The organism is Psychrobacter sp. JCM 18900, assembly GCF_904846625.1.
In the GTDB taxonomy this organism is placed as follows: domain Bacteria; phylum Pseudomonadota; class Gammaproteobacteria; order Pseudomonadales; family Moraxellaceae; genus Psychrobacter.
In genome coordinates, this window is record NZ_CAJHBL010000001.1 from 279322 (window position 1) to 291489 (window position 12168).

Annotated in this window: 9 protein-coding genes; 3 read left to right on the top strand and 6 right to left on the bottom strand. The window is 44.0% G+C overall.

What is annotated here, in order from left to right; translation table 11 throughout:
- Window positions 1-16: 16 nt before the first annotated feature.
- From dusB to JMX96_RS01130, 3 genes are all read right to left on the bottom strand, one after another.
- Entirely contained in the window at window positions 17-1048 is a 1032-nt protein-coding gene (gene dusB, locus JMX96_RS01120) for a tRNA dihydrouridine synthase DusB (RefSeq protein WP_201547384.1), read from the bottom strand.
- 120 nt (window positions 1049-1168) lie between these two features.
- Window positions 1169-3214 carry a BCCT family transporter gene (locus tag JMX96_RS01125; RefSeq protein WP_191115093.1) on the bottom strand — a complete coding sequence of 682 codons (2046 nt, stop codon included), beginning with the start codon at window positions 3212-3214 and terminating at the stop codon, window positions 1169-1171.
- 310 nt (window positions 3215-3524) lie between these two features.
- Complete coding sequence (locus tag JMX96_RS01130; RefSeq protein ID WP_201566767.1) at window positions 3525-3965, bottom strand: HIT family protein; 441 nt, start codon at window positions 3963-3965, stop codon at window positions 3525-3527.
- A gap of 232 nt (window positions 3966-4197) precedes the next feature.
- On the opposite strand from JMX96_RS01130, the gene JMX96_RS01135 reads away from it, so the two are divergent.
- From JMX96_RS01135 to JMX96_RS01145, 3 genes are all read left to right on the top strand, one after another.
- Complete coding sequence (locus JMX96_RS01135) at window positions 4198-5067, top strand: hypothetical protein (RefSeq protein ID WP_201566768.1); 870 nt, start codon at window positions 4198-4200, stop codon at window positions 5065-5067.
- Window positions 5068-5287: 220 nt separating this feature from the next.
- The gene (gene ilvD / locus JMX96_RS01140) at window positions 5288-7174 is read left to right on the top strand and encodes a dihydroxy-acid dehydratase (RefSeq protein ID WP_057759459.1); all 1887 of its coding nucleotides are present in this window, start codon (window positions 5288-5290) and stop codon (window positions 7172-7174) included.
- 250 nt (window positions 7175-7424) lie between these two features.
- Window positions 7425-8672 (top strand): cation:proton antiporter, encoded by a 1248-nt coding sequence (locus JMX96_RS01145; RefSeq protein ID WP_201566769.1) that lies wholly within the window; start codon window positions 7425-7427, stop codon window positions 8670-8672.
- A gap of 55 nt (window positions 8673-8727) precedes the next feature.
- On the opposite strand, the gene JMX96_RS01150 is transcribed toward JMX96_RS01145, so the two are convergent.
- From JMX96_RS01150 to JMX96_RS01160, 3 genes are all read right to left on the bottom strand, one after another.
- On the bottom strand, window positions 8728-10164 hold the full coding sequence (locus tag JMX96_RS01150; protein WP_201566770.1) for a serine hydrolase domain-containing protein: 1437 nt from the start codon (window positions 10162-10164) through the stop codon (window positions 8728-8730).
- A gap of 211 nt (window positions 10165-10375) precedes the next feature.
- Window positions 10376-10948: a beta-lactamase hydrolase domain-containing protein gene (locus JMX96_RS01155; protein WP_320157897.1), complete on the bottom strand. Its 573-nt coding sequence runs from the start codon at window positions 10946-10948 to the stop codon at window positions 10376-10378.
- A 58-nt stretch (window positions 10949-11006) separates the two neighbouring features.
- Window positions 11007-11921 (bottom strand): MaoC family dehydratase, encoded by a 915-nt coding sequence (locus tag JMX96_RS01160; RefSeq protein WP_160020875.1) that lies wholly within the window; start codon window positions 11919-11921, stop codon window positions 11007-11009.
- Between the last annotated feature and the right edge of the window lie 247 nt (window positions 11922-12168).

Here is a 12168-nt window from a genome sequence, read left to right on the forward strand (position 1 = left end):
AAGATTTAAGCAATTGCTACTCATGTGCCTGCAAAAAAGTCTCGACTACCTTAAATTGTCCAGCGGTACTTTCTTCACCATACATTGCCTGTCTAAAGGCGTTAGAGTTTGGAATACCTGTCGTATACCATGCAATATGTTTGCGAGCGATACGGCAGCCTGAGTACTCCCCATAAAAATCATAAAGCTCTTGCAAATGGGCCAGTACGATCTCTTTTATCTCACTAACACTCGGTGCCTCTAGACGCTCGCCAGTACGCAAGAAATGCTCAATATCGCGAAATATCCATGGTTGACCTTGTGCAGCACGCCCAATCATCACCGCATCACAGCCTGTCATCTCATAGACGTGTTGGGCTTTTTGTGCGCTATCGATATCACCGTTAGCAATGACAGGAATACTGATGCTTTCTTTGACTTCGCGTATTAGCTCATAGCGTGCATTGCCTGTGTACATGTCTTCACGCGTACGTCCATGAATAGCAATCGCTGCAATGCCTGCCTGCTCAGCACGCTTGGCGACTCGTAAGATGTTTTCACGACCGTTTTCAAAACCTAGACGTGTCTTTAGTGTGACAGGCGCATCAACGGCATTGACCGTTGCATCTAGCAATCGCGCGACCAAATCCTCATCTTGCAACAATGCAGAGCCTGCCAGCTTACGACAGACTTTTTTGGCCGGACAGCCCATATTGATATCGATAATCTGTGCGCCATTATCAATTTGATAACGAGCCGCTTCAGCCAGTTTGTCCGGCTCAGCACCTGCTATCTGCGCCGAAATAGGCGCAATCTCATTGTCAAAATTGGCACGGTACAGAGATTTTTTGCGTGCATAAAGCGCCGTGTCAGCGATGATCATTTCACTGACCGCATGGCCTGCGCCAAATGATTTGCATAATCGGCGAAAGGGATTGTCTGTCACGCCTGCCATCGGTGCGACCATCAAACGGTTTTCAATCGTCAGGCCACCGATATTTAGTGGCTGTAATAACGGATGATCAGACAAAGTCGAGGACGAAGGTAAAATGGGAGAATCAATAGACATAAAAAACGGCTTGATTTGTAAGGAAAACAAGCCGTTATTCTAAGGATTCGTGCACATAATGCAAGCTATTCACGTGAATAACTTGCATAAGCATTGGTCATTTTTGATACATTTCATACATTATTTATCGAGCACACTGCCCTGCTCTAGCGTGATGTCATCATCATGCTCCTGCATGCGCCACGGCAGGCTATCAGGCGACACATTGAGGAAATGTAAATACTTCTCAAACTGATCGATGATGTCATTAATCACTGATTCAGATTTGTAGCCGTATAAGTCATAGGTCTGACCACCACGGCGTAGATACACCTCAGCGCGATGATGATGCTCTTGTGGCAAGGTATCCGCACTGTCTTCAGTATAATAATCAGGCGCATCATGCTCAGATAAGCGCACCTCATACCAAAATTCAACATCGTCACCGCGCTGTAGCTCTAATACGGCTCGGTTATTAACCGCGTCATAGTTGACCTCAGTCGTCCAACCAGTTTCTGCAAATTTAGACGACACCTCCATCATCGAAGGCATAACCACTTCTTTGATATAACTTAAGACCTTTTCACGCGTTGGCTTATCGGTCATATAGTCAATACGCTCGCGCCATGCAGACGGTTTGAGTAGATGCGGCGGCAGTCTGTTGTCATTACCAAGGCTTTGATTACGATGTCCTTCGATACGCAGCGCACGCCACATGCCAAACATTGAAATAAGAATAATAATCGCAAATGGTAACGCACTAACGATAGCCGCTGTTTGTAGGGCTTCTAAACCACCTGCAAGTAGCAATACTGCTGCGACAGCACCTTCAGTTACTACCCAAAAGCTACGCTGCCACCATGGTGTATCACTGCGACCACCTGCCGCTAGCGAGTCGATTACCAATGAGCCAGAATCCGAAGACGTCACAAAAAAGGTAATAATCAATAAAATGGTCAACGACGACACAAATTCAGTAAACGGTAGATTCTCTAACAGTTTAAACAAAGCAATCGCTTGGTTGTTTTGTACTTCACTGATTAATGAGGTATAACCATCGACCATAATCATGTGTAGCGCGGTATCACCAAACACCGAAAACCAGAAGAACGTAAAGAAAGTCGGTACCAGCATCACACCCAATACAAACTCACGAATAGTACGACCACGGCTAATCTTGGCGATAAACAGACCTACAAAAGGTGCCCATGCAATCGTCCATGCAAAAATAAATAAAGTCCAGCTGCCGATCCAATTGCTATTCTCGTATGCTTGCAAGCTAAAGGTACGTTCAACGATATTACCCAAATAGCTACCCGTATTTTCCATAAAGGCGTTCAAGATAAAAATGGTCGGACCGACAACAAATACGAACAGCATCAACGCAGTTGCCAGTAGCATATTTAAAATAGATAAGCGTTTTACACCCTTATCCATCCCTGCTAATACCGATACCAATGCTGCGGCGGTCACCAAGGCAATGGCAATCACCTGTACGGTCGTATTCACTGGAATGATATCTGGCAATAGATAATTGAGTCCCGCATTAATTTGCGACACCGACAAGCCAAGACTGGTCGCAATACCGAACATCGTACCCAATATCGCAAACACATCAACCGTATGACCGATAGGGCCATGAATCCTGTCACCAATAATCGGATACAGCGTCGAGCGTATTGATAGTGGTAGACCATGACGAAACGCAAAATAAGCTAGTGATAAACCAACGACACCATAAATTGCCCAAATATGAAAACCCCAGTGAAAATACGCTATTTGCATCGCCTCTTTTGCCGCGGCGATAGTCTGCGGATCCGACATTGGCGGACTAGAAAAGTGCATCACTGGTTCCGCTACCCCATAAAACAGTAACGCAATCCCGTAACCTGCCGAAAACAGCATGGCAAACCATTCAAGGAATCCGTACTCCGCCTCAGCATGATCAGGGCCTAGCTTGATACTGCCATAAGACGAAAACGCCAGTACAATAATGAACATCAAAAACAGTGCCACTGCCAGCATATAAAACCAGCCGAATGTCTCAGTCGTAAAACTAAGCACATCACTAAACAGAGCACCCGCTGCTTCAGGATTAATAGCCGTACCAATGACCAATAGCAGCATAATAATTGCTGCAGGTACAAAGACTGGTAATAAAATAGTCGAACGAGGTAATTTACTCATGAAAGATAATATCCTCAAAAGTTGACGATGCCTTTTTATGAAAATTTTTAATTAAGGCAAAGATTAGAAAATGTGTGTGAATGGTCATAATAATTATCACACTCTTTTCCAAAACCCTAGACAAGCGTTCAACTCGTAACATGACTTTAACGAATGTTACATGACTATTACCAAGAAAATAAAAAAGGCAGCTTGCTAGCTGCCTTTTGATTGTATATGTATTTTTTTAGTGATTTATAACCTATAAATGCTCGCTAATTCGTAAATACCAATATTTTTTGTACCTAAACAGAAGCACTCTGTTTCCTAACTAGGCATCAATCACTGCCGCCAACTTCTGCGCAATATCTGCCAAATCATTGTTGTCGGCTTGGGTCACTGCATGACGACCCAATTCATGGATACTTGATGGAATGAGATGCACATGATAATGAAAGACTGTTTGACCTGCTTGTGAGCCATTTAATTGCATTTGGATAACGCCTTCACGCTCGAACACTTGACGTTGGGCTTGCATAACCTTTTTAGACGTCATTAATACCGCAGCGGCGTACTCTGGCTCAAGATCGGTCAAATCTACCGCTTTTTGCTTCGGTATCACCAATACGTGGCCTTCTGCTTGCGGCATGATATCCATAAAGGCGAGCGTTTTATCATCTTCATATACTTTATAATACGGAATATCACCATCTAACATTTTGGCAAAAATGTTATTGTTGTCATAAGCAGTCTGTTGATTCACGTCAGTCATTACTTTTCCTTTAAGAGTTTTATTATCAGTTAATTAATAGCTCAATAGCTATCCAAGATAGATAAAAGCGTCTGTCATATAGTGGACGAAATATGACTTTAGTACAAGTCAGTATGACAATCGAATTTGAAAAATATCAAGCCATATTCCAACCATACTAGCTCACTAATTTATTGGCAGGCCGTACCCTTAAAATGTTATATTAACTCTCTATTTTAATAACGCTATGTTTATGGATTTGCCTACTTTGCCGACCAATACATCAGATAACTCAAATAGCCCAAACAACCTAGACAGCTTAGATAACAACACTGACGCTGTGCGCGATGACGCGGACCAAGTGTCTGGAGCGACTCTAGTTTTTGGAGAAGGTCTCTCTGTGTCTAACAGCATTGCTTCAGAACACCCTGACTCAGCGCAACCTCATATTGAGTCTACAAACACTACTCAAGCCATCGATCCAAGCGCTATCATATTAGCAGAAGCATTGACTGATAAAGCCATCAGCTGGCAGATACATAATTGTAAAATTATAAAGAAGACTGTCACGCAAGATTTGCCACTGCCCTTTTTGTATCACTATGACAGTTTAGATGATGCGATCAAACAGACGCACCCGCTTACTCCTGAGCTACTGCTTCAATTCAATACACCCATGTCGGCTCATGAGGCTGCCAAATTAATTGGCATTGACGAGGAGCTGCTGACCAGTCCTTGGCATGTAAAAATTATCGGCTCGTTGGTAGTCTTTAGTGAGGCATTGCAGTTGGCTGTACGGCTACACTGGACCAATACGGGTAAAGAGACGCAGCAGGTATATACTAAGAATGCTGCCGACGCTATTATTGCCGCTTTTAAAGACTGGCAGTTTTTTGGTCGTGTAGACGTCCTTTATAAAAACAATAAGCAAATATTAATTAGTATTGACGAGCTAAACTCTAACACACAAGCACTACCTGCCGAGTCACTGTTGACGATTGACGCTAGTGGCGATTATCAACAGCTACTGGCTACTCATGCGCTTGCAGCCATTTTGAAATTAGAAGCAGACAAAGCCGACCTTCCTTGGTTTGACAAAGCCATATTAGAACGTATCGAATAGCTATTTTGAATAACTGTTTTTTTGCTCATCGCTTTTGATTATTAATTCGTTATTATTAATTCACTGTTATTAGCATAATGTTTTTAGTTATTCATATCTAATGGTATGGTAACGAATTAGTATTATTCACTAGTACTCACTCTCTATAAAAAGCACACTATCCCTATTAAAACTGAGGGTGCACATTTTAACAACCCCGCCTATTTGTAAGGAATATCACATGGATTATCGCTCAAAAACTTCTACCGGCGGTCGTAATATGGCAGGCGCGCGCGCATTATGGCGTGCAACCGGCATGACTGACGGCGACTTTGGCAAGCCAATCATTGCAATTGCTAACTCTTTTACCCAGTTTGTACCCGGCCATGTGCATCTAAAAGACCTTGGACAACTGGTCGCCCGTGAGATTGAGCAAGCAGGCGGCGTTGCAAAAGAGTTCAATACCATTGCGGTCGATGATGGTATTGCGATGGGCCATAGCGGTATGTTGTACTCGCTACCAAGCCGCGATTTGATCGCTGACTCTGTCGAGTATATGGTCAATGCTCACTGTGCAGATGCACTAGTTTGTATCTCTAACTGTGACAAAATCACTCCGGGTATGCTGATGGCCGCCATGCGCCTTAACATTCCAGTGGTATTTATCTCAGGTGGTCCAATGGAAGCGGGCAAAATCTTAGCCAGTACCGTTGGTAAGAGCCATAATACTGATAGTAGTGACAGCAGTGCCGTTCGCAAACTTGACCTTGTCGATGCGATGATGGACGCTGCTGATGATAGCATCAGTGATGAAGACGTCGCTGCTATCGAAGCTTCAGCCTGCCCTACTTGTGGTTCATGCTCTGGTATGTTTACCGCCAACTCGATGAACTGCTTGACCGAAGCTTTAGGCCTAGCCTTACCAGGCAACGGCTCACTGCTAGCTACTCATTCATTGCGCCGCGAGCTATTCTTAGAAGCGGGTCGTACCATTGTGTCGCTTGCTAAGCGTCGTTATGAGCAAGATGATGACTCTGTATTACCACGCTCTATCGCTACCAAGGCTGCTTTTGAAAATGCCATGAGCTTAGATATCGCTATGGGCGGCTCAACCAATACCATCTTGCATCTACTTGCAGCTGCCAACGAAGCAGAGATCGACTTTAAAATGGCTGATATTGACCGTTTGAGTCGCGGTGTGCCTTGTCTGGCAAAAGTAGCACCTGCCTCACAAAAATACCATATGGAAGACGTGCATCGTGCTGGCGGTGTCTTTGCATTACTTGCTGAACTTGATCGCGCTGAGTTACTAAAGACTGACGTGCCAACTATCCATAGCGCAACGATGAAAGAAGCGATCGACAAGTGGGACATCATGAACCCTGACAATCATGAGGCACGCGCACGCTTCCTTGCAGCACCTGGTGGCGTACGTACCACAGAAGCATTCTCACAATCAAAAGAGTGGTCAAACCTCGACGTCAACCGTGAGTCAGGCTGTATCCGTAGTGCCAAACACGCCTACTCTACAGATGGCGGCTTAGCCGTACTATATGGCAATATCGCCGAGCGCGGCTGCGTGGTCAAAACCGCAGGCGTCGACGAAAGCATCTTGACCTTTACTGGTCGCGCGCGACTATTTGAATCACAAGACGATGCGGTTGCTGCGGTATTGGCTGATCAAATCGTTGCAGGCGATGTTGTTATCATTCGCTACGAAGGCCCTAAAGGCGGCCCTGGTATGCAAGAGATGCTGTACCCAACGACTTATCTGAAGTCAAAAGGATTGGGTAAAGAATGCGCCCTACTGACTGATGGTCGCTTCTCTGGTGGTACATCAGGTCTATCAATTGGCCATGCTAGCCCAGAAGCTGCTGAAGGCGGGGCGATTGGTTTGGTTGAAGAAGGCGATAGTATTCATATCGATATCCCAAATCGTACCATCAACATGCAAGTGAGTGATGCAGACCTAGCTGCTCGCCGAGAAGCTATGGAAGCGCGTGGTCGTGATGCATGGAAGCCTGTCAACCGTGACCGTCATGTCTCGCCAGCATTACGTGCTTACGCTGCTATGACTACCAGCGCTGATACTGGTGCCGTCCGTGACGTGAGCCAAGTGGAGCGCTAGTCTGTAAGCTATCAACGCTTCAAACATACTGATAAAAACATATTAAGCCTGCGCAATGCAGGCTTTTTTTTCACCAAAAAACAACGTAGCGGTCGTTTTGATAACTATTTTTTGCGGTAATTATTTTATTTTGACGTCATGATAAAGAGTATCCGTGACTGACTATCAACTATTGCTGTTAATTGTCATCAATACCTAAAATTACCCTTTTAAAATTGACCCTTAAAACATAACGACGTGCGTAAACCTTATGATTGAAAAATACAACTTATTCTTATTAATCTGCGGGATTGCCTTTTTACTCGGGGCCTTGTTTCCTGTTATTTTTAAGCGCACCTCTATCTCATTACCGATGCTCCAAGTCAGCTTCGGTCTGATGATGGGCTACTGGTGGACGTCTTTATCCTTTTTAGACCCACTTGATAACGGTTTACTCATCGAGAAGCTGACTGAGATTGTTGTATTGGTCTCATTGGTTGGTGCTGGTATTAAAATCGACACTGAGTTGTCTTGGCGATTGTGGCGACCAACTGTAAGACTGCTACTCATTACCATGCCTATTGGTATTTTTGCGATGGCAGTCTTGGGGTATTACGCGTTTGGTTTGAGCCTTGGTGCAGCTATTTTATTGGGCGCCGTACTTGCCCCAACTGATCCCGTGTTAGCGTCGAGCATTCAGGTGGGACCTCCCAATACAGGAGGAGAAGACACACCGCGCTTTACCTTAACATCAGAGGCCGGGTTGAACGACGGTTTGGCTTTTCCGTTTGTGTACCTAGCGATTAAGATTGCAGAAGCGTTCAGTGAAGGCAAAGCCTTTACCTACGAGATGCTATGGTCGTGGTTTACTCATGATGTCTTATGGAAGATTGGCGCAGGTGTAGTGGTAGGTGTATTGGTTGGTAAAGTATTGGCCAAAGTCGTGTTTTCTAAACATACCCGTGAGACGACCATCTCGCAAGGCTATGTGGTTATTGCATTGACGCTACTAGCCTATGGACTTGCAGAGTATGTACACAGTTATGGCTTTATCGCTGTATTCGTGGCCGCATTTGCGTTTCGTCGCTCGGAGTGTGAGCATACTTATCATCAAAAACTGCATGATTTCGCTGAGCAATCAGAAGGCTTACTGATGTCATTGGTGCTCGTTATCTTCGGTATGTTCCTTGGTCAAGGATTGCAGGCAGGTGTCGAGTTGACATGGCGCGTCTATATCGTCAGCTTTACCTTCTTACTACTTATACGTCCGATTGGTGGATTTATTGCCTTATCAGGATTGAACTTACCTCATACCGAAAAATATGCGATATCGGCTTTGGGTATTCGCGGTATCGGTACTTTGTATTATCTGTCCTATGCGCTCAATCAAGGTTTCTTCGCGGATGAAGATGCGCTTAAACTGTGGATTGTTTGTTCGATTGTCATTTTGACTTCTATCTTTATCCATGGTCTTAGCGCATCAAGATTGCTTAAAATGACACCAAAAAAGCAGCATTAACATTAATGCTGCTTATATTTGAAACAGAATCAATTCGCGATTAAAACTAGCATTGTTAAAATATCTCTTCTATCCAGCTCAAGACGGCTTCTGTCAATGCAAACTGACGAACGTCATTGAGCATAGTGGTATCAAAATTATGAATAAAAGCAAATGACAATTGGCGCTCAGGGTCACACCAAGCAACCGAGCCGTTATATCCCATATGCCCAAATCCTGATAATGCAGGACTCATTCTCTTATCCGTATCATCGTTGTTAGCATACAAGCTGAATAATCTATGGTAGCCCAATCGCCATTTCATAGCCGCTGGCATAACCGCATCTAAACCCTCAACCTGCGGAGTAGATAACTGCTCAAAAGTAGCACTATCAATCAGCGTCTTTCCTTGCCATATACCGCCATTAGCGAGCATTGCATAAATCGTTGCCAGTGCTTTAGCGGAAGCGACACCATTTGCCGCTGGAATGACAGCCTGTAGCGTCTGACGATTATAATAGTCAAGGGCATGCTTGCCAGTAGGTATCAGCGCCGCCTTATAGTTTTTTAGATTGAGCTGACTAGTATTGAAATATAAGCTATTAATACGCGCCGTATTTAATACAGGTTGTACGCTATCAGTATCAGAGCTATCTAGCTTTCCATCAAGACTGTCATCAAGGCTACTTTGCGTCTCAGCTGCACACTTGTCACTTAGCATTTTCTGCTGCCAGCAATGATAACTAGGTAAGCTTGCATAAGTACGTAAAGTCTCTTGAGAGTCTACTTTTAAGGTTGGTTTTTGACGTCTCGATTTTAATTGAGAGCTTGTATCCTCTGTTTCTTCAAAATCTTTGGCCAATTTTGCCACCTGATCCACTTTACTCTCTGGCACACCAAAATAGCAGCTGTCGGCAATACCCAGAGGCTCCGTTAGATACTGGCGCAGTGCTGCAGCGAATGATAAATTCGTGACCGCCTCTACTACGCCGCCCAATACCCAACCGTAGACCAATGCACTATAAGCGCTGTCATACTTAGTAGCATCTTCGGGAGAATTAATGGGCATCGCTGCAATATGGCGCTGCATCGTATCCCAATCGAGTACTGTCTCGCTATCGACATCAATACTTTGGATCGAAAACAAATCGGCTTGATGTGACATGACTTGTCGCAACGTAATTTGGTCTTTGCCGTTTGCAGCAAACTCTGGCCAGTAATGGGCAATAGGTTTGTCATATTCGATCAGTTTCTGCGAAACCAGCACATGAACCAATGTTGCCAATACCCCTTTACCGGTAGAAAAATTAATCGCCAACGTATCGGGCTGCCACGACATATCAGGACGCGCCATACCTGTACTGGCTTGCGCAATGCAATGACCTGCCTGATACACGGCCACAGCCCCGCCAGCAGGTGCATCATCAAGCTGTAAATCTGTCAGTAATTGCTGTAATTTGTTTTGAAAGTCAGTGTTTATGGGTGTATTAGAATTTTCTGTATTATGATCCATTATTATTACCTTGCTCAAGTGATATGAATTATTCTAGTTTTCAGATGATAGTAAGACGTAAGCTATATAAAATATTTGAACCAGTATAAATGAATTGTGAGCCAATAAAAAAGGCCACCTATTGGTCGCCTTTTTTATTATTTATTTCGATGATATTTTTAGAGTTTGTTAACATCTAAGCCAGCGTTAACATTCGATGCCATAAATATAGTTAACGCGGTACTAGCAAACGATTATGAACTTCTTGTTCAAGCTTGGTCAAACCATGACTGCGACCACGTTCCATCGCCGTATCCATCTTACGTCCACGCAACCATCCTGCCCTCAGCGCAATTGCAGCTCCCACTCTATTGCCCGACCCACAGTGCATAGCGACTTTTTTACCATGGTGCTGGCGTAATACATTATCAAACGCCAATATCTTAAGCTGCTTTAGCTCTTTAGCACCGCTGATAGGTAGCTGTTCATAGTGCATACCTGCTCGCTCAACTGCTGATGCCTCATCAAAGCTTAATTCGTCATCAGGCTGCAAGTTGATGACCAGCTCGACGCCCGCTTTCGCTAAAGCCGCAACTTTTTCGTCATCTAATGCACCGCACACGATAGTGTTTGCATCTGGACGAAAATAAGGCTCAAAGATATCGGCCAAATCAACGCCATTATCGGCACTGATATGAATGTTAGCGCCGCTATCATTAGCGGCAACCGTATTAGTCGCTATCGAGCTATCTGTTTGATCTACGTCTATCGCGTTTTCTTCTGAAGGCATGTTTTGTGAAGTCATAATAATAAATATGTACGTTAAATATGGCTGTTAAAATAGAAGCTTTATGATGTTTATGCTACTTGCTGTCGCTCTTTAGGGTTACAACACCCGCCAAATGCGGTTTATTGTTTTTAGAGCTATACAGTCCAAACTCACAAGTATCATCTACGTTTGTAAGCTGGGCTACTGGCTCAGCAATCAGCTCTACTTCAGCTGGCAAAAAGATAGGCAGCTTAAATGAGACGTCAATCGTATAAGCATCAGGCAAGTCACCCATTAGAGCAAGGCACTTAGCCTTTGACCACATACCGTGTGCGATCGCTTTAGGAAAACCAAACGCGCGTGCTGATAGTGGATGCAAATGAATCAAGTTAAAGTCGCCTGAGACAAAGGCATAACGACGACCGATATCTTCCGGCACTTCAAAAATGCTATGGACACCTTCTTCGTTTACTTCAGGCTTGACCATAACCGGACGCGGCGCGCTCTTCTTATCTTTACTGCTAGGTTTTTTGCTACGTGATAAATAAGTCGACGTACCTTCCCAGATGACTTCCTCTTCTGACTTTACAATAGTCACAAAGTCAAACTGCTGACCTTGGGCATGATCGCGCAAGTTATCAAAAGTGACCGACATTGCTACCGTTTCACGCTCTCCAATCGGGCGATACTGGGTGACGCTATTATCGACATGGACAAGACCTAACATGGCAAATGGGAATGGCTCTTTGACCATCATGTTCATTTGCAGCGTCTGTGACAATACCGAGAAATAAGTCGCTGGCACTTTGCCATCATCAGCAAAACCGCAAATTTTGCGATAGTCATCTAGGTTTTCTTGATCGATATGCAAGTCATCTACATAGTAAGTAGATTGTGGCAACTGGTCTCTACTGACCTTGCCACCATTACCGATAGGCAATAAGCTTTTGACAATATTGGCGTAAGTGGTGTGCGCTTTTGGCAACGCATCATAATGTTTGTCTGACATAAGTACATCCTAAGTGTGGCTTGAACAAGTTCTTTAACGTATATAAAGACAATCTGCAGTCATTGACTAAAGCCTACTATTAAATCATCTAATAAGCATTAAATTTAATCAACCTCATGAGTATCTTTAATAGCAAAAAATAGTTTAGCTATTGGTTCTTGTGTTTTTATCATAAAAAAGCCACCCTTGGGCAGCTTTATTACACTTTATCAGAGATTATTTCGTAAGCATATGTGATACAAACGAG

What these genes read in the sequence shown, in the direction of transcription:
- JMX96_RS01125 (WP_191115093.1), bottom strand. Translation starts at nt 3,214, where the DNA reads ATGAGTAAATTACCTCGTTCGACTATTTTATTACCAGTCTTTGTACCT.
- JMX96_RS01135 (WP_201566768.1), top strand. Translation starts at nt 4,198, where the DNA reads ATGGATTTGCCTACTTTGCCGACCAATACATCAGATAACTCAAATAGC.
- JMX96_RS01160 (WP_160020875.1), bottom strand. Translation starts at nt 11,921, where the DNA reads ATGTCAGACAAACATTATGATGCGTTGCCAAAAGCGCACACCACTTAC.
- JMX96_RS01155 (WP_320157897.1), bottom strand. Translation starts at nt 10,948, where the DNA reads ATGACTTCACAAAACATGCCTTCAGAAGAAAACGCGATAGACGTAGAT.
- JMX96_RS01145 (WP_201566769.1), top strand. Translation starts at nt 7,425, where the DNA reads ATGATTGAAAAATACAACTTATTCTTATTAATCTGCGGGATTGCCTTT.
- dusB (WP_201547384.1), bottom strand. Translation starts at nt 1,048, where the DNA reads ATGTCTATTGATTCTCCCATTTTACCTTCGTCCTCGACTTTGTCTGAT.
- JMX96_RS01130 (WP_201566767.1), bottom strand. Translation starts at nt 3,965, where the DNA reads ATGACTGACGTGAATCAACAGACTGCTTATGACAACAATAACATTTTT.
- ilvD (WP_057759459.1), top strand. Translation starts at nt 5,288, where the DNA reads ATGGATTATCGCTCAAAAACTTCTACCGGCGGTCGTAATATGGCAGGC.
- JMX96_RS01150 (WP_201566770.1), bottom strand. Translation starts at nt 10,164, where the DNA reads ATGGATCATAATACAGAAAATTCTAATACACCCATAAACACTGACTTT.